16 protein-coding genes are annotated in these 17,502 nt (G+C 42.1%); 13 read left to right on the plus strand and 3 right to left on the minus strand.

Features of this window, described 5'->3' with window-relative positions:
* Positions 1 to 128: 128 nt before the first annotated feature.
* On the minus strand, positions 129 to 1,226 hold the full coding sequence (locus L884_RS0110725) for an OmpA family protein (RefSeq protein ID WP_028767512.1): 1,098 nt from the start codon (positions 1,224 to 1,226) through the stop codon (positions 129 to 131).
* 758 nt (positions 1,227 to 1,984) lie between these two features.
* On the opposite strand from L884_RS0110725, the gene L884_RS0110730 reads away from it, so the two are divergent.
* From L884_RS0110730 to L884_RS23040, 3 genes are all read left to right on the plus strand, one after another.
* Positions 1,985 to 3,454, plus strand: coding sequence for an alanine/glycine:cation symporter family protein (locus tag L884_RS0110730; RefSeq protein WP_028767513.1), 1,470 nt, complete (start codon positions 1,985 to 1,987; stop codon positions 3,452 to 3,454).
* Positions 3,455 to 3,567: 113 nt separating this feature from the next.
* On the plus strand, positions 3,568 to 4,341 hold the full coding sequence (yaaA, locus tag L884_RS0110735) for a peroxide stress protein YaaA (RefSeq protein WP_028767514.1): 774 nt from the start codon (positions 3,568 to 3,570) through the stop codon (positions 4,339 to 4,341).
* Between the two features lie 87 nt (positions 4,342 to 4,428).
* Positions 4,429 to 4,566 carry a hypothetical protein gene (locus L884_RS23040; protein WP_156925679.1) on the plus strand — a complete coding sequence of 46 codons (138 nt, stop codon included), beginning with the start codon at positions 4,429 to 4,431 and terminating at the stop codon, positions 4,564 to 4,566.
* A gap of 117 nt (positions 4,567 to 4,683) precedes the next feature.
* On the opposite strand, the gene L884_RS0110740 is transcribed toward L884_RS23040, so the two are convergent.
* The gene (locus L884_RS0110740) at positions 4,684 to 6,084 is read right to left on the minus strand and encodes a M28 family peptidase (protein WP_028767515.1); all 1,401 of its coding nucleotides are present in this window, start codon (positions 6,082 to 6,084) and stop codon (positions 4,684 to 4,686) included.
* Positions 6,085 to 6,220: 136 nt separating this feature from the next.
* Between L884_RS0110740 and L884_RS0110745 the strand changes: the two genes are divergently transcribed.
* Positions 6,221 to 6,535 (plus strand): ArsR/SmtB family transcription factor, encoded by a 315-nt coding sequence (locus L884_RS0110745; protein ID WP_028767516.1) that lies wholly within the window; start codon positions 6,221 to 6,223, stop codon positions 6,533 to 6,535.
* A 609-nt stretch (positions 6,536 to 7,144) separates the two neighbouring features.
* Here L884_RS0110745 and rpsT read toward each other — a convergent pair.
* Positions 7,145 to 7,411: a 30S ribosomal protein S20 gene (gene rpsT, locus L884_RS0110750; protein WP_028767517.1), complete on the minus strand. Its 267-nt coding sequence runs from the start codon at positions 7,409 to 7,411 to the stop codon at positions 7,145 to 7,147.
* Between the two features lie 257 nt (positions 7,412 to 7,668).
* Here rpsT and murJ point away from each other — a divergent pair, with 257 nt between their 5' ends.
* The 9 genes from murJ (at position 7,669) to L884_RS0110795 (ending at position 17,501) form a co-directional block, all read left to right on the plus strand.
* A complete protein-coding gene (gene murJ / locus L884_RS0110755) occupies positions 7,669 to 9,228 on the plus strand; it encodes a murein biosynthesis integral membrane protein MurJ (RefSeq protein ID WP_028767518.1) in 1,560 nt (519 codons plus the stop codon).
* A gap of 66 nt (positions 9,229 to 9,294) precedes the next feature.
* Positions 9,295 to 10,230, plus strand: coding sequence for a bifunctional riboflavin kinase/FAD synthetase (gene ribF, locus L884_RS0110760; RefSeq protein WP_028767519.1), 936 nt, complete (start codon positions 9,295 to 9,297; stop codon positions 10,228 to 10,230).
* Positions 10,231 to 10,261: 31 nt separating this feature from the next.
* On the plus strand, positions 10,262 to 13,084 hold the full coding sequence (ileS, locus tag L884_RS0110765; protein WP_028767520.1) for an isoleucine--tRNA ligase: 2,823 nt from the start codon (positions 10,262 to 10,264) through the stop codon (positions 13,082 to 13,084).
* Between the two features lie 10 nt (positions 13,085 to 13,094).
* Positions 13,095 to 13,607, plus strand: coding sequence for a signal peptidase II (gene lspA / locus L884_RS0110770; protein ID WP_028767521.1), 513 nt, complete (start codon positions 13,095 to 13,097; stop codon positions 13,605 to 13,607).
* Positions 13,608 to 13,621: 14 nt separating this feature from the next.
* Positions 13,622 to 14,035 carry an FKBP-type peptidyl-prolyl cis-trans isomerase gene (gene fkpB / locus L884_RS0110775; protein ID WP_374991378.1) on the plus strand — a complete coding sequence of 138 codons (414 nt, stop codon included), beginning with the start codon at positions 13,622 to 13,624 and terminating at the stop codon, positions 14,033 to 14,035.
* A gap of 2 nt (positions 14,036 to 14,037) precedes the next feature.
* The gene (gene ispH, locus L884_RS0110780) at positions 14,038 to 14,967 is read left to right on the plus strand and encodes a 4-hydroxy-3-methylbut-2-enyl diphosphate reductase (RefSeq protein WP_028767523.1); all 930 of its coding nucleotides are present in this window, start codon (positions 14,038 to 14,040) and stop codon (positions 14,965 to 14,967) included.
* A 554-nt stretch (positions 14,968 to 15,521) separates the two neighbouring features.
* Entirely contained in the window at positions 15,522 to 16,079 is a 558-nt protein-coding gene (pilV, locus tag L884_RS0110785; RefSeq protein WP_028767524.1) for a type IV pilus modification protein PilV, read from the plus strand.
* 9 nt (positions 16,080 to 16,088) lie between these two features.
* Positions 16,089 to 17,072 (plus strand): PilW family protein, encoded by a 984-nt coding sequence (locus tag L884_RS0110790; protein WP_028767525.1) that lies wholly within the window; start codon positions 16,089 to 16,091, stop codon positions 17,070 to 17,072.
* 9 nt (positions 17,073 to 17,081) lie between these two features.
* On the plus strand, positions 17,082 to 17,501 hold the full coding sequence (locus L884_RS0110795) for a pilus assembly PilX family protein (protein WP_028767526.1): 420 nt from the start codon (positions 17,082 to 17,084) through the stop codon (positions 17,499 to 17,501).
* The last annotated feature ends 1 nt before the right edge of the window (position 17,502 follow it).

The following is a 17,502-nucleotide window of genomic DNA, read 5'->3' on the forward strand; positions in this document are numbered from 1 at the left end:
ACAAGATTTTGCTAATAATTACGACTTGGTAAAAGTTTAATTCAGAAGTATAGCGCTTTTATAAAGTCTCTAAACAAAAAAAGCTCACGATTATGATAACCGTGAGCTTAGTCTATAAAACTAAAAAGTTATTTAAGAACAGGTGTCTTTTCTGTACCTGTAACGTGAGCTTCAATACGTCGGTTAGCTTGATTAGCTTCACGCGAGCTACCTTCAATTAGCGGCTGAGTAATACCGTAACCTTTGGCTGAAACTCTGCTAGGTGCAATACCGTACTTATCAACTAGGATTTCAGCTACAGACATTGCACGGCGCTCAGATAGAGCCATGTTGTAGTCAGCTTTACCTGTGTTTGACGCATGACCTGAAATCGTCACCTCTGCATTCGGGTGAGTATTCATATAGTCTGCAAGTTCTTTAATGTCTTGATAAGAATCTTGTTTAACTGTCGCTGAGTTGTTGTCAAACTTAGCTTCGATATCGAACTTATCTTCAGTGACTTGGTAGATAGTACAACCATTAGCATCGACTTTATGGGTAGATGGAGTATTTGGACATTGGTCCATATCATCATTCACACCATCATTGTCAGAGTCAGTAACAACAACTGGGGCAACAACAGGGGCTGGTTTTGCTTTACTACCAAAACGATAACTTAGCTCTAGGCCCCAATAGTTGCTTTCCATTTCAAGTGTTTTCCACTTGTCTTCATCAAGGTTTTCATAGCGGCGGTATTTAGCTTGTAGCTTTAGGTTATCGGTGATGTTATACCCAATACCTGCACCAACATAAGGGGCTACGCCGTTATCGCTGTAGTACTCTGCACCCCACTGCTTGTTATTTGAAATAATGTAGTTAAAAGCACCTGCTTCAGCAGATAAGCTCCATTTGCTAGCGAAAGGCCAGAAGGCAACTAAACCTAGGTTCATGCCTTTTGCACCAACATCGTTTAGTTTGTTTGAATAATCGACCCATTGAGCTCGACCGAGATCTCGATAACCTAATTCGGCGCCGAAATAGTCATTAAATAAGTAACCTGCAAATACGTCCCATGCATAAGGATCGTCTTCACCACAACTCTTCATGGTTTTTTGGTCACAATTAGGTTGGTAATTGTTGATGCCGACACCGCCACCTACATACCAGGGGCTCATGCCATCAGCTGCGCTAGCAGCAAAAGGTAACATCGAAGTAAGCAGAACTGCTTTGAGTGTATTGTTCATCATTCAAAATCCTTATGTTTTATTTATAAAACGCCTCCGTCTATTTGAGATTACTCTAAATAGAGCCAGCACTTATCACGGAGCTCCTTTATATTTTAGCTGGCTGACACTATTATCTGTTGCAAATGTAATATTTTCCACTTTAATTGCGAAATATTATGTAATTTTTAAGTTGCGGATTGTTGGTTTTGCATAATTTGACTTATCTGTTGACTTTATCGTTGCCAATTGAGCCATAAAGCTTGGTTGTTAACGCACAGAGCTGATTGGAGGGAGGGCAAGGGCTTTCTCAGGTAATAAATTGTAAACCTGTCACTAGTTATACTAAAAATAGATAACTGCAGGTGTTTGCTCAATGCTATAAAATAACGTTATTTCCGTTTTTTAGCTTCATTTGTAATTAACTTACTTAAATATGCAGCATGTTTAGGTGAATATTGCGTGTATATGTAGGCAAATACCACAATATTGCATGTGTATGCAGTGTTAATTTGGTTAATATGCTTGGCGGCTTATAAAGATTAATGTGAGGAGCTTGTCAGGTAAATGAGAAACTGTGATCTATATCGCTCGGGGTTAAAGCAATGCTATGCTATTTTGCTGCGCGCAATGCAGCAGGCGTGATGTAATTTTTTCACGTTCAAGATAATCTGAAAATAAAATCTGCTGTTATTTAAATACTTTATGAAGGACAAACACAGGATAAACCTAATCCAGTGTTCGACCCGCTAGATTACGTTTGTCATGGGGATTGAAATTATATGATAGAAACGACGGTTAATTTTCTCAATGCACTGCTTTGGGGAAAGCTTTTAGTTTACGGACTGGTTGGTGCCGGCCTGTATTTTACCATTCGACTGGCATTCATTCAGATCACACATTTTAAGCATTCCGGTGAAATTATGCTTAAAAGCCGACAAGGTGAGAGCAAAGGTGGCCTTTCATCTTTCCAGGTATTTTGTACCAGTATGGCTGCGCGCGTGGGTGCGGGTAATATGGCCGGTGTTGCTGTAGCAATTGGTGCCGCAGGTCCTGGTGCGGTATTTTGGATGTGGCTAATTGCTATGCTTGGTATGGCAACAGCGATGGTTGAATCAACGCTCGCGCAGGTTTACAAAGTTCGCGATCAAGACGGCCAATATCGTGGCGGCCCTTCATACTATATGGAAAAAGGCCTTGGACAGCGCTGGATGGGGATATTATTCTCTGTATTCTTGATCATTGCATTTGGTCTAGTATTCAATGCCGTTCAAGCTAATACGATTACTGGTGCAATGACACAAGTTTTTGGCTTTGACCCAATGTATGTTGGTATCGCTATTGTCGTTCTAAGCGCTTTTGTGATCATGGGAGGCTTACGTAAAGTCGCTAAAGTCTCTGAAGTTGTGGTGCCAGTTATGGCCATAGCTTACATCTTGATTGCGTTTGTTGTTGTTGCAATGAATATTGAAAAGCTTCCTGATGTATTTATGCTAGTTATCCGTAGCGCCTTTGGTTTGCAGGAAGTTGTTGCTGGTGGTGTGGCATATACCATTGCTCAAGCGATGCAGGCTGGTATTGCCCGTGGTTTGTTCTCAAACGAAGCCGGTATGGGTAGTGCTGCGAACGTAGCGGCTAGTGCATCACCAAACCCTAACCACCCAGCTTCTCAAGGCTTTGTACAAATGATGGGGGTTTTTGTTGATACTATCGTTATTTGTACAGCAACTGCGGCAATTATTTTGCTTGCAGGTGATATGGGGACAAGCAATGACGGTATTAAGCTAACTATTGACGCATTAAGTCAACATGTTGGCACTTGGGGCGGTGGCTTTATCGCACTAGCGATTTTGCTGTTTTGTTTTACCTCTATTATCGCTAACTACTCCTACGCCGAGACCAACGTTATTTTCCTATCTGGTAATAGTAAAAAAGCCCTACCAATCTTCAGAGTATGCGTATTAGGCATGGTGATGTTTGGTGCGGTAGCTAAGATCAGTCTTGTATGGAATCTGGCTGACGTTTCTATGGGCCTAATGGCGACGGTGAACATTATTGCCTTGTTGCTACTATCTGGCTTGGCAATTCGAGTGATTAACGATTATCGCCAACAGCTGAAAAGTGGCAAGACACCGACATTCGATGCGAGCAAGTTCCCTGAGTTAGCTAACTTAGAAGGTGATATCTGGACCAGCAAAACAGTAGCAGAAGAGATCCGTGCACAAGAGGCAGCACACGATTCTCGCTCTTAATCTGTAACAGTTATTAGTACAATCTAAAAAACCACGCTGTTAAAGCGTGGTTTTTTTGTTTTTGATCAGTATGATTGTCTTAGCTTAACAATATCTCTTTAAAGGACTTAGCGATGCTGATTCTTGTTTCTCCAGCTAAAACATTAGATTTTGATAATCCTGCGGGCACAAATAGTTACTCAATGCCAACCTTGCTTGATCAAAGTGAACAACTCATTGATGTATGTCGTCAGTTAACGCCGACAGATATTGCTAGTCTAATGAAAGTTAGCGATAAAATTGCTGGCTTAAACGTAGCGCGATTTAGCTCTTGGCACAAAGAGTTTACTCCTGACAACGCTAAGCAAGCAGTGTTTGCTTTCCGTGGTGACGTCTATACAGGGCTCGACGCAGATACCTTATCGGAAGCCAGCTTACAGAAAGCACAGCAACAGTTACGAATTTTGTCAGGGTTATACGGTTTGTTGAAACCACTAGACTTAATGCAGGCTTACCGTTTAGAGATGGGCACCCGTTTAGTTAATGATAGAGGCACTAACCTTTATCAGTTCTGGGGGGATATTATCACTGAAGAGTTAAATAAAACCATCGACGAGCAGGCAGAAGATTTTGTTGTTAACTTAGCCTCAAACGAGTATTTCAAAGCAGTTAAACCTAAAAAGTTAAAGGCAAACTTGATCACTCCTGTGTTCAAAGATTGTAAAAACGGCCAATATAAAGTGATTAGCTTTTTTGCCAAGAAAGCTCGCGGCATGATGGTACGTTATATTCTTGATAACAATGTCACTTCACTGGAAGGGTTAACGCAGTTTGATACGGCCGGTTATTATTACAGTGAAAAAGATTCTACGGCGAATGAACCAGTGTTTCTGCGTGAAGAACAATAATACCAATTAGTATAAGAAGTTGATCTACTCAGAGCGTTTTTGGCAAACTAATTCAAGGCGAATAATTGAAAGAATGGTTGCTCCCTTGTGAAGTTATTCAACGAAGAAGTAGGCAGCCAAAAACGCTCCAGAATGGCGAGTTTTAGCGGCGCTGATACTGCGTTAACAAGCTTGAACGTAGAACAACTATGCTCTTCACTCGTTGCCTTGTCTCAGTGCCGCTAAATTCTCGCTGAGCGACCAAATCTTTATACTAATTGGTATAAATTGCTTACAAGTTTTGATTGGTATTAGTTTATAAAAACAAAAAGCAGCCAATGGCTGCTTTTTAATTATTGTGAATTATTTCGCTGCAATAGGCCGAAGTTCAACTGTTGACTGTGCCATTAAATATGCAAATTGCGCGTATGCAGCCACATTTTGTTTAAGTGCTGCAGGCTCGATTTTATCTAAGGTATCATTTGGCGTGTGGTGGTAGTCAAAATAGTCGCTACCATCTTGGCGTAAAGAGGCTACAGGTACTCCCATCGCCGGCAACATGGATACATCAGGACCACCAGAGGCCGTGTTATTGCCAATCGCAACATTATTTGCAGTCATTGGCTGGCTGAGCAGACTGAGGCCCGCATAGCCTTGTTCACTGGCTCTAAAGTCTATTTGGTAGATCCGCCCAGCGCCAAAGTCTGACTCAGCAGCAATATAGTGTTTTTCAAGCTCTGCTTGGTGTGTTTTAGCGTAGGTTTTGCCGCCAATGAGTCCAACTTCTTCTGCAGCATAAAGTACAACTCTTACCGTCCTTGCTGGTTTTACTGGTAAATCTTGGATCAGTTTGCCGGCAGCGGTCACAATGGCCACACCTGCACCATCATCAATGGCACCAGTTCCTTCGTCCCAAGAATCTAAATGGGCACCAATCAATACAATTTCATCAGGCTTACTCGATCCTGTTATTTCCGCAATGACATTATAAGATGTGGCAAAGCCTTGGTTTTCGGATGACAGCTGTAGTTTAATCTTGATATCGTTACTGCGTTTTAGCATGGCATTTACTAAGTCGGCGTCAGGATTAGACATCGCCGCTGCTGGGATCTTCTTTACGCCATCTTTATAGCGCATCATACCAGTGTGAGCCATACGGTCGTGATCGGTACCGATAGAGCGAATAATTATTGCTAATGCGCCTTTTTCTGCTGCAGCAATTGCACCTTTTGCACGGCCACCAACGCTTTTACCATAGCCTTTGCCTGTTTTATGGCGTTCGGTTATGTGATCGATAAAAACTATTTTTCCGCCAACCTCATTACGACTTGCTTGTTGCAGTGCGTTAAGGCTATCAAATCGCACTATATTTGCTTCAATGCCCTCTATAGGTGTTGCAATGCTGCCCCCTAACGCTGTGATGACTAATGGTTGAGGGTAGGGTGCGGTAATCGATGCTTTTGCTTGTCCGCGATGCCAAACTGGCACTTGTACCGCTTCTTTATAAACTTTATCAAACCCTAAACTTTGTAGCTTCGACTCTGCCCACTTTACGGCGACTAAATCTTGTTCGCTACCGGCTAATCTGGGACCCACTTCAACAGTTAACGATTCGACTAACTCGTAGGCGAGATCAGAGCTAAGTGCTTTTTGTTGTAATTTTTGACTAATAAGCAAGTCGCTAGAGTCTGTGTCGCTCGTTTGACAACCAACTAAGGCCAGAAAAATCAGGCCAAAAAGTACTTTGAGATAGTTGTTTTTCATAAGTTTCCTTTGTTTTTATTACGTATATCTCACTTTTAAAAACAATCTAGCAAAAAGTGTGCTTTATGTCCCGACTATATCTGTAAGGCAACGCTATATTAGGGCAGTCGGTTTGTTTTAGGAGAAATGGCTCGTAATGAATATAGAACTAATGCAACAACGAGCAGACCATGCCGTTGTATTGTTAAAAGCGTTGGCAAATGAACGTCGTCTGTTTATTTTGTGTTACCTTCTAAATGAAGGTGAGATGTGCGTTGGTGAAATGAACAAAAAGTTGGGTTTAAGCCAGTCGGCTTTATCGCAACATTTGGCTTGGTTACGTAAAGATAACTTAGTTGAAACTCGCAAAGAAGCTCAAACGGTTTATTACTCGTTAAAGAGTGAAGAAGTTGCAGAGATCATCAAGTTACTGAACAACATCTATTGCGACAGCCTAAAAACAGTCGCTTAGTTGTTCATACTAAGCAGCAGTTATGTGCCTGCAGATTGGGGCATTCTATAACTGGCTTTATTAATTGTGTATGTGTCATGTTGATGAGTGTTAGTAGGTGACTGGATAATTTGCCTTAGGAAGCAAGTTACAATAAAAGAGACATTAGGTGGAAGTTACCTTTAGAGTTCTGTTTTATTTTATCAAGTAGCCTGAGCATGTTAGAAGGCGAGTAACGTTATTTTCGATGGGGCACCGCTTATAAAAATGTTTAATTTAATGTTTTTTGAGTCGCTCATAAACGATACGAACAACTACACCGTGATACTGATAGGCATGAAAAATAACAGCTTTTTTATATCTTAATCGGTACATTTATAGAGTCAGATGTAGCTAAGTGTGATTAGAAATAAATAATAACTGCAATTTGCTGTCATTGGCTTTATAGGTTAACGCTAAGGTAGGAAAGCCGTTATTAGGCCATACATAGTTGAGTATAAATAGAGAGGCTTGCCTCTCTATTTTTTTATCCAATTTTTATGCTGATTGACATAAAGTTGGTATAGCCGTGAATTTCAGACATAAAAAAACCGACTCTAGGTCGGTTTTTTATTTGCTTTAAGCTGAAGATTAAGCAGCTAGTGCTTTGATCTTAGCGTTTAAGCGTGACTTATAACGAGCAGCCTTATTCTTGTGAATAAGACCTTTAGTCGCCATACGGTCAACAATTGGTTGTGCTACAGCGAAAGCAGCGGTAGCTGACGCGTGGTCACCTGCATTGATTGCAGCGATTACTTTTTTAACGTAAGTACGTAGCATTGAGCTACGGCTAGCGTTGTGCTGGCGACGCTTTTCAGATTGAAGCGCGCGCTTCTTTGCAGACTTGCTATTAGCCAAGGTGCAACTCCTAAAACTGGGATTGGTATTTTTAAGGTCGAGGAATATGCCCCATTTCTGCCACTTTGTCAATGACAATGATTGAATCAATTCGATTAACTCAAAATAATCCAACCTGTTTGGCTATCTTCAACCTAACTCGTGTAATATGTGGCGCAATTCTATCAGGTATTACAATAAGACAATAGAGCTAATACCGAATTTTCCGTGATTATAGCCAAAGTTATTTAGCTCCAAGAGTGGAGCGTGGGGGCGTTTTGAGCAAGAAGTTAATGAAGTCGGGCATTATTGTTAGTGCCATGACATTGATTTCCCGTGTTTTAGGGTTAGTTCGCGATGTTGTGATAGCGAACCTAATGGGCGCGGGTAGTAGTGCTGATGTATTTTTCTTTGCTAATAAGATCCCTAACTTTTTACGGCGCTTATTTGCGGAGGGGGCATTCGCACAAGCATTTGTCCCCGTTTTAACTGAATATCAAGAAAAGAACACTCGCGCAGAGGTTAATGAATTAATTGCTAAAGTTGCTGGTACTTTGGGGGTTTTGGTATCGATTGTTACTTTAGTCGGGGTAATTGCCTCGCCTGTGTTAACGGCATTATTTGGTGGTGGTTGGTTCTTAGCGTGGGTAAATGATGAGCCTAACGGAGAAAAGTTTGAGCTGGCATCGTTGATGTTGAAGATCACCTTCCCCTATTTATGGTTTATCACATTTACTGCATTAGCAGGCTCGATTCTTAATACTCGAGGTCGTTTTGCTGTTTCAGCTTTTACGCCAGTATTTTTAAATATCGCGATTATAAGTGCTGCTATTTTCCTATCTCCAAATATGGAACAGCCTGAAATAGGTCTAGCTTGCGGCGTATTTCTAGGTGGCTTGGTTCAGTTCCTGTTTCAAATCCCATTTCTTATGCAAGAAAAAGCGTTAGTGAAGCCAAGCTGGGGCTGGAATCATCCCGGAGTGGTTAAGATCCGTACCTTGATGATCCCAGCACTATTTGGCGTGTCAGTGTCACAGATCAACTTACTACTCGATACTTTTATTGCTAGTTTCTTAGTGACAGGTTCTATTAGTTGGCTTTACTACTCTGATCGGTTACTCGAATTCCCGCTAGGTTTATTTGGAATTGCTATTGCTACGGTGATTTTGCCTGCTTTATCTAAAAGGCATGTTAATGCTGAAAGCGGTGAATTTGCTAAAACCATGGACTGGGGAGTAAAGGCGATTGTTCTGCTTGGGTTACCGGCTATGTGTGGCTTGATTATTTTGGCAAAGCCTATGCTAATGGTGCTATTTATGCGCGGTGCTTTTGGCTACGATGATGTTGAGATGGCGTCATACAGCTTAATGGCATACGGTAGTGGCTTATTGAGCTTTATGATGATTAAAATTTTGGCCCCAGGTTATTACTCGAGACAAGATACGAAAACACCTGTGCGTTACGGCATCATAGCCATGGTCAGTAATATGGTATTTAACCTTATTTTTGCTATCCCATTTGGTTATGTAGGCTTAGCTATTGCGACATCAATGTCGGCCTTGTTAAATGCGTTTTTATTGTACCGAGGTTTACATAAGGCAAATGTATATCGCTTTAATAAAGGGACTTTGTTGTTCTTCGCTAAGGCAAGTGTCGCAGCTGCAGTTATGGTCATGGTGATTTTTCATTTTGATCCGGATATTAGCCAATGGTTGGACTTTTCATTCATTGAACGCAGCTATACATTAGCTAAATTGATTGTATTTGCAGCAGTCGCGTACTTTATTTGCTTAGTTTTGTTGGGAATTCGGCCTTGGAAGATGAAAGCTGCTGCATGAGGTGCTGATTATGAATGCTAGCTGGTATATAATCCGCCCATTTACTCTCATGCGTCGTGTAAGATAATGGAATTAATTCGCGGTATTCATAATATATTGCCGAAGCATCATGGCTGTGTATTAACCATAGGCAACTTTGATGGTGTTCATCGTGGTCATGCGGAAGTGATAAATCGCTTAGTCGAAAAGGCTGAGCATTTAGGCTTGCCTGCGGCTGTGATGACATTTGAACCACAACCACAAGAGTTATTTCAAGGCGAAGACGCACCTGCGCGCTTAAGCCTGTTGCGCGATAAAATCGTCTTGCTTGATGAGTTAAAAGTGAACCGCTTATTATGTGTTAATTTTAATAAGAAGTTTGCTAGCTATAGTGCTGAGGACTTTATTGAACAGCTGCTTGTTAACGCACTTGGAGTAAAGTATTTAGTTGTTGGCGATGATTTTTGCTTTGGTAAACAGCGCCAAGGTAATTTTGACATGCTACGCAAAGCCGGCGAAAAACACGGGTTTGCTGTCGTCAGCACTCAGAGCTTTATTTTAGGCGATAAGCGCGTAAGCTCTACAGAAATCAGGCAATTGCTTGCGAAAGGAAATTTAGAGCAGGCAAGGCGTTTGCTAGGACATCCATTTACGTTAAGTGGACGTGTAGCTCATGGCCAAAAAATAGGGCGGACAATCGGTTTCCCTACCGCTAATATTGCTTTAAAGCGTAAAGTCTCTCCTGTTCGAGGTGTATTTGCGATAAAGCTATATTGGGATAACAGCGATATATACGAAGGCGTTGCCAATGTTGGTTTTAGACCAACAGTTAATGGTCAGGTATGTCAGTTAGAAGTCCATTTGTTTGACTTTGATGGTGATCTTTATGGGAAAACTGTTGAAGTTGAGCTTGTGGCAAAGATTAGAGACGAGCAGCCATTTGGATCGTTAGATGCGCTGAAAAAACAAATTAAAGATGATGCCAACAGAGCGAAAGCTTTGCTTGGTAGCGATGCAGGCTAATTAGCTTAGCGAACAAAACGGTAAAGGATCAATGAGCGACTATAAATCTACTTTGAATTTGCCGGAAACTGAGTTTCCGATGCGTGGTAATTTGGCTAATCGTGAGCCAGAGATGTTAAAATCTTGGACCGAAAACGGACTGTATCAGCAGATCCGTGCAAGCCGTAAAGATGCTAAACCGTTTATTTTGCATGATGGCCCTCCATATGCGAACGGTGACATTCATATTGGCCACTCAGTAAACAAAATTCTTAAAGATATTATTATTAAGTCAAAGACCATGTCTGGTTTTGACGCGCCATACATCCCTGGTTGGGACTGTCATGGTCTACCGATTGAGCTTAAAGTTGAGCAAAAAGTAGGTAAGCCTGGTCATAAAGTCACGGCTGCAGAGTTCCGTCAAAAATGTCGTGAGTATGCGGCTAAGCAAGTTGATGGTCAGCGTGACGATTTTATCCGTTTAGGTGTGTTTGCTGATTGGCAAAATCCTTACTTAACTATGGATTACAGCACAGAAGCTAATATCGTTCGTTCACTTTCTAAAGTCATTGATAGTGGTCATTTGCATAAAGGTGTTAAACCTGTGCATTGGTGTACAGATTGTGGCTCTGCGCTAGCAGAAGCAGAAGTTGAATACGAAGATAAAATGTCGCCAGCTATCGACGTTGCTTTTTCTGTTGTTGATAAGCCAGCTCTATTAGCCAAGTTTGGTTTAGGCGATTACGCTCACAAGATCTCAATGGTGATTTGGACTACAACACCTTGGACTCTGCCTGCTAACCGTGCGCTAGCGGTAGGCGCAAATGTTGAGTACACCTTGGTTGAAATGGTTAAAGAAGGCCAAGCACAAGCACTAGTATTAGCAACTGATCTTTACGAGTCATGTGTTGAGCGCTTTGGCGCTGAATCTCACACAGTATTGGGTACTGCAGTTGGTAGCGATTTAGAGCTGTTGCGTTTTAATCACCCATTCTATGACTTTGATGTGCCAGTTATCTTAGGTGACCACGTTACTGTTGATTCAGGTACTGGTGTGGTTCATACCGCTCCGGGTCATGGTCAAGACGATTTCGTGGTTGGTCAAAAGTACGGTTTAGAAGTCGCTAACCCTGTTGGTGATAACGGCGTTTATAAAGCGGATACCGAAATTTTCGCTGGTTTGCATGTATTTAAAGCAAATAAGAACGTTGTTGAACTATTAGAAGAGAAAGGTGCGCTACTTAATCACGTACAGATTAACCATAGCTACCCACATTGCTGGCGCCATAAAACACCAATTATTTTCCGTGCAACGCCACAATGGTTCATCTCTATGGATCAAAAAGGTCTACGTCAACAAGCACTAAGTGAAATTGAGCAAACTCAATGGATCCCTGATTGGGGCCAAAGCCGCATCGAGAAGATGGTGGAGAACCGTCCTGATTGGTGTATTTCACGTCAACGTACTTGGGGTGTTCCTATTACTTTGTTTGTACACCGTGAAACGGAAGAGTTGCACCCTGACAGTGTATCTTTGATGGAGCGCGTTGCAGCTCGTATTGAACAAGAAGGTATCCAAGCTTGGTGGGATTTAGACGCATCTGAATTATTAGGTGATGAAGCTGATCTGTACCGCAAAGTCACCGACACACTAGATGTTTGGTATGACTCTGGTTCTACTTTCTCATCAGTGGTTGCTTCACGTCCTGAGTTTAATGGTCATCCAATTGATCTGTACCTTGAAGGTAGCGATCAACACCGTGGCTGGTTTATGTCATCGCTAATGATTTCAACCGCGATGAACGGCAAAGCACCTTATAAGCAAGTATTGACCCACGGTTTCACTGTTGATGGTCAAGGCCGTAAGATGTCTAAGTCTGTTGGTAACGTGATTGCGCCGCAGCATGTGACCAATAAATTAGGTGCTGACATTCTGCGCTTGTGGGTTGCAGCAACAGACTATAGCGGTGAGATGACGGTTTCTGATCAAATCCTAAACCGTAGCGCTGACGCGTACCGCCGTATTCGTAATACCGCTCGTTTCCTACTGGCTAACATCAACGGCTTTAACCCTGCAACGGATATGGTTGCGGTTGAAGACATGGTTGCTTTAGACCGTTGGGTTGTTCGCCGTGCAGCTGCATTGCAGCAAGAGTTATTAGAAGCTTACGAACAGTACAACTTCCACCTAGTGACGCAAAAGCTAATGCAGTTCTGTTCAGTTGAGCTAGGTAGTTTCTACTTAGATATCATTAAAGACAGACAGTACACTGCGAAAGAAGACAGTAACGCACGTCGCAGCTGTCAATCAGCTCTGTACTTGATCTCAGAAGCTATGGTGCGCTGGATTGCACCAATCCTAAGCTTCACAGCCGACGAAATTTGGAAGTTACTTCCAGGTGAGCGCAGTGAATACGTATTTACTGAAACTTGGTATGAAGGTCTTAAGTCAGTCACACTTGAGTCAGATCTTAGTGATGAATACTGGGAGCAATTACTTGCGGTTCGTGCTGAAGTGAACAAAGTGATTGAAAACGCACGTCGTGAGAAGCAAGTCGGTGGTTCGTTAGAAGCTGAAGTGACTTTGTATGCTGATGAAGCTCTGCAAGCAGCACTTGAAAACCTAGGTGATGAGTTACGCTTTGTATTACTCACTTCTAAGACTGACGTGGTTGCGTTGGCTCAAGCTCCAGCAGATGCTATTGAAACAGAGCTAGCTTCATTAAAGCTTGGTCTTAAGAAGTCTGAAGCTGAGAAGTGTGAGCGTTGTTGGCACCATAGAGAAGATGTTGGCACTGTAGCAGAGCATCCGACACTGTGTTCTCGCTGTGTGACTAACATTGAAGGTGAAGGCGAAGTTCGCCAATTCGCTTAAAGGAACTGTCATGACCACTACATGGAAAGACAGTGGCCTGCGTTGGTATTGGGTAGTTGTGTTGGTATTTATTGCTGACCAACTATCTAAACAATGGGTATTGTCGAACTTTGATTTATACGAGTCGATTCAGTTACTACCAGTATTTAATTTCACCTATGTGCGTAACTATGGTGCAGCATTTAGCTTTTTGAGCGATGCGGGTGGTTGGCAACGTTGGTTATTTACCTTTGTAGCGGTTGGTTTTAGCGTATTGCTATCTGTTTGGCTGCGTCAGCAGCCAAGCAAAATGTGGCGCTTAAATTTGGCTTATACTTTGGTGATAGGTGGTGCGTTAGGAAATCTTATTGATCGTCTTCAGCATGGTTATGTTGTCGATTTTCTGCATTTTTATTGGAACGACAGTCATTTCCCTGCATTTAATATTGCCGATTCAGCTATTTGTGTAGGTGCTGCGCTTATCATTTTAGACTCATTTATGACAGGCAAAGATGATAAAAAATCAGACGATTTAAAGGAGTAACTTAGGTGTCAGAGATGCATTCAATTTTATGTCATATGAACATAGTGCTAGAAGATGGTTCGACAGCCGAAAGTACGCGTTCAAGCGGTAAACCCGCACGTTTTAATGTGGGTGATGAAAGCTTAAGTCCAGCATTTGAAGCAGAGATTATCAACCTAAAAGAGGGGGATAAGCACAGCTTTACACTGCAGCCCGCAGATACTTTTGGTGAGTCAAACCCAGATGCTGTACACCATATGGATAGAAGCCGTTTTCCTGCAGATATGACACTTGAACCAGGTGTTATTGTGAGTTTTGCCGGTCCTGGTGGCAGCGAAATTCCAGGCATGGTGCGTGATGTCGTTGCTGACTCGGTAACCATAGATTTGAATCATCCTTTGGCAGGACAAGTGCTTACCTTTGAACTTGAAGTGGTACAGGTACTTTAATTATGAATATTCTTCTGGCAAATCCACGTGGTTTTTGTGCAGGTGTTGACCGTGCTATTAGCATTGTTGAACGAGCACTAGAGCTATTTTCACCACCTATTTATGTACGTCATGAAGTGGTACATAACAGGTATGTGGTGCAGAACTTGAAAGATCGTGGTGCTGTATTTGTAGAAGAGCTTGACCAAGTGCCTGATGATAGCATTGTTATTTTCAGTGCCCACGGCGTGTCTCAAGCAGTGCGCAAAGAGGCAAAAGCTCGTGGCTTGAAAGTCTTTGATGCAACGTGCCCTTTGGTTACCAAAGTGCACTTACAGGTGACACGAGCCAGTCGTAAAGGTATCGAATGTATCCTGATTGGTCATGCCGGACATCCTGAGGTCGAAGGTACCATGGGGCAATATGATAATCCTCAAGGTGGCGTTCATTTGGTAGAGTCTCCAGAAGATGTTGCTAAGCTTGAAGTAAAAGATCCTGAAAATCTCTGCTTTGTTACGCAAACTACTTTATCGATGGATGATACGGCAGATGTGATTGCATCTTTACAAAAGAAATATCCTTCAATAGAAGGGCCGCGTAAAGATGATATTTGTTATGCCACCCAAAATCGTCAAGATGCGGTACGCAATGTTTCTGAACAAGTAGAGCTGTTTATTGTTGTGGGTTCTAAAAATAGCTCTAACTCTAATCGTTTACGGGAGTTGGCAGAAAAGAAAGGCACACAGGCTTTCTTGGTTGATAATGCTGACGATGTTGATGCAACTTGGTTTAACGGTGTGCAACGTGTTGCTGTTACTGCGGGAGCATCTGCTCCTGAGGTATTGGTTAAACAAGTAGTTGATGCGATAGCTAGTATGGCCCCAAGCGTGGTAACTGAGGTTGAAGGGCGATTAGAAGATACTGTTTTTGCGGTACCTGCTGAACTTCGTTGATCTTTGGCTAATATAAGACACATTTACATTTAAAAGAGAGGCTAAGGCCTCTTTTTTATTAGAAATTCAACTATTCTTTCCTGTTATTCCCCACATAAGACATTGAGCTACTTCAGTATTAGTAAGCTTTTGCTCCCTTGTGAAGTTATTCAACACAGAAGTAGGCAGACAAAAGTGCTCTAGAATGGCGAGTTTTAGCGGCTCTGATCCTGCGACTCTTGATAAAAAGAGGAAGCTTGAACCTAGTTTCACTATGCTCTTCACTCGTGGCAAATCACATGGATGTGGTGAATTTCATTAAAGCAGTAGCACTTAATGACCTTGTCCCAGTGCCACTAAATTCTCGCTGAGCGACCAAATCTCTATACTAATTGGCATAACTAAAATCATCGTGAGTGGATCTGATTGGTATTAGAAAGCAACCTTAGTTGTTTTTGCTAATATTAGACTGAATCGCTATTAGCATGTATGCTATTGGTGAATTGTAAGTTTCGGATTTGAAACGACAAAGTAACTGATAAGTGTCAAAAAAGTGGCGTCGACAGGAGGCTATAATGATTGCTAATGAAAAAGGCTTTTCCTTGATAGAGGTATTAGTGGCCTTAGTCATTTTAGTCATTGGTCTTATAGGTGTTTTTAATTTGCACCTCGTTTCTAAGCGAGGCAGTTTTGAATCCTTTCAACAAACTCAAGCTTCATATGTCGCTCAAGATATCATCAATCGGATGAAACTTAACCGTGGTTTGTTAACGGCATATAGTGGCACATATGCGGGAAACCTTTCCAAGCCAGCAACCGCTTGTGATGTCGCTGTAGGGGCTAACGTTGTTTGCACGGTTAATCAAACTCTGGCGTGGGATCTTTATAAGTGGGAGCAGCAGATGTTAGGCAGCGCCGAAGTAAATAGTGACTCTGTTAAGGTTGGCGGTTTAGATACGCCTACAGCCTGTATTCGTGCTCAAGCAAACGGTAATGTGACAGTCGTGATTACTTGGCGAGGAATTCGTAAAGTTTCTGATGGTGCTGCTAGTAATAATGATGCATTTGTCAGTGGTTGTGGCACAGGCAGTGACAGGCGACGTGCCTACAGTGTCAATACCGTGATCATTTAGGGCTTGAATATGAACGCAGGTTATTTAGCTCAAAAAGGATTATCACTTGTCGAACTGATGGTCGCTATGGTTGTAGGGCTATTTCTTACGGCAGGCCTGTTTTCAATGTTTGTTATGTCAGCGACAAATGTAACTACCACAAGTCAGTTCAATCAATTACAAGAAAACGGCAGGATTGCGTTATCTCTGATAGAGCGTGATATTTCTCAACTAGGGTTTATGGGAGATTTAACTGGCATAGGCTTAGAAGTTGGCACCAATCTGAATATTAATGCTGCAGCTATTGCAGCCGGTAATGACTGTATCGGTGACGGAGTAAATAATGGCTCATTTCCTGCGGCAGTTCCAGCGCATTTTCGTCGATTATGGGGTTATGAAAGTGGCGTGTCTGCTAACTCTCTCTCTTGTTTAACCAGTGTGGTCTCTGCAACCGATGTATTGCAAATTAAAAGGTTGGCAGGGCCTGAAATTACCGTCCCTAATGATAGTAATCGATACTATCTTGCAACCAACTCTCAGCAAGGCGTTTTATTTAGTGGTGGTCAAAGCACGCCGGTTATTACTAACGGTCGTTATTGGGAATACCTACATCATGTGTATTACATCGAAAATGAAGCCGCAATACCTGTATTAAAACGAAGAGTATTGCGAAACGGCGGTATGAAAACTTCAGCTAGTTATGAACAGCTAGTTGAAGGGATTGAAAACATGCGAGTTTTGTATGGTTTCGATAGTAATGGTGACAACAGTGCTGATAGTTATATGCCTGTTCAAAATGTAACAGATTTGATGTGGGACAACAGCTTAGCTCAAAGAGTTGTTTCGTTGAGGATATTTTTATTAGTTCGTGCATTAGAAGCCGACAGCAGCTTTATTAACAATAATAGTTATGAACTTGGAGATAAAACCATTACTGCTCCCGGTGATAATTTTAGGCGTAAAGTCGTTTCAACTACAGTCGTTTTGGAAAACCCGATTATAAGCGCTAACTAGAGGTTAGTTATGATTAAGCAAAAAGGAATGGTGCTATTTTTGTCACTCATTGTATTGATTATTATGACCGTTATCGGAGTGGCGCTTGCGGTTAATTCAAATCAATCGATGAAAATGGCTGGAGCAGGCTCAGAAAGAATAGAGGCGATGACAGCTGCTCATGGCGCCCAAGATAGAGCGATCTCGATTAACGAGGGAGCCACGTTAATTAATTTGACAAACACTTTAGTGACGAATGATGCAGCACTGGGGGTGACAAATACCTTAGAGCCAGTTGCGAGCGGATGTCAGCGTAAAGAAAAAGCCCACGGTGCGAGCATAGGTTGTAATCGAATTGACATATCAAGTACCGCTATTTTTGGTCGTAACAATCTTGGACAGCTGACGGTTGTTGTTGGGATTGAGCAAGAATTTACAACAGGGAATTAGT

This window comes from Shewanella fidelis ATCC BAA-318 (assembly GCF_000518605.1).
Taxonomy (GTDB): Bacteria; Pseudomonadota; Gammaproteobacteria; order Enterobacterales; family Shewanellaceae; genus Shewanella; species Shewanella fidelis.

Bases quoted from the DNA above. Each gene is read 5' to 3' on its own strand.
- L884_RS0110725 (WP_028767512.1), bottom strand. From the start codon at position 1,226: ATGATGAACAATACACTCAAAGCAGTTCTGCTTACTTCGATGTTACCT.
- L884_RS0110730 (WP_028767513.1), top strand. From the start codon at position 1,985: ATGATAGAAACGACGGTTAATTTTCTCAATGCACTGCTTTGGGGAAAG.
- yaaA (WP_028767514.1), top strand. From the start codon at position 3,568: ATGCTGATTCTTGTTTCTCCAGCTAAAACATTAGATTTTGATAATCCT.
- L884_RS0110740 (WP_028767515.1), bottom strand. From the start codon at position 6,084: ATGAAAAACAACTATCTCAAAGTACTTTTTGGCCTGATTTTTCTGGCC.
- L884_RS0110745 (WP_028767516.1), top strand. From the start codon at position 6,221: ATGAATATAGAACTAATGCAACAACGAGCAGACCATGCCGTTGTATTG.
- ribF (WP_028767519.1), top strand. From the start codon at position 9,295: ATGGAATTAATTCGCGGTATTCATAATATATTGCCGAAGCATCATGGC.
- ileS (WP_028767520.1), top strand. From the start codon at position 10,262: ATGAGCGACTATAAATCTACTTTGAATTTGCCGGAAACTGAGTTTCCG.
- lspA (WP_028767521.1), top strand. From the start codon at position 13,095: ATGACCACTACATGGAAAGACAGTGGCCTGCGTTGGTATTGGGTAGTT.
- fkpB (WP_374991378.1), top strand. From the start codon at position 13,622: ATGCATTCAATTTTATGTCATATGAACATAGTGCTAGAAGATGGTTCG.
- ispH (WP_028767523.1), top strand. From the start codon at position 14,038: ATGAATATTCTTCTGGCAAATCCACGTGGTTTTTGTGCAGGTGTTGAC.
- pilV (WP_028767524.1), top strand. From the start codon at position 15,522: ATGATTGCTAATGAAAAAGGCTTTTCCTTGATAGAGGTATTAGTGGCC.
- L884_RS0110790 (WP_028767525.1), top strand. From the start codon at position 16,089: ATGAACGCAGGTTATTTAGCTCAAAAAGGATTATCACTTGTCGAACTG.
- L884_RS0110795 (WP_028767526.1), top strand. From the start codon at position 17,082: ATGATTAAGCAAAAAGGAATGGTGCTATTTTTGTCACTCATTGTATTG.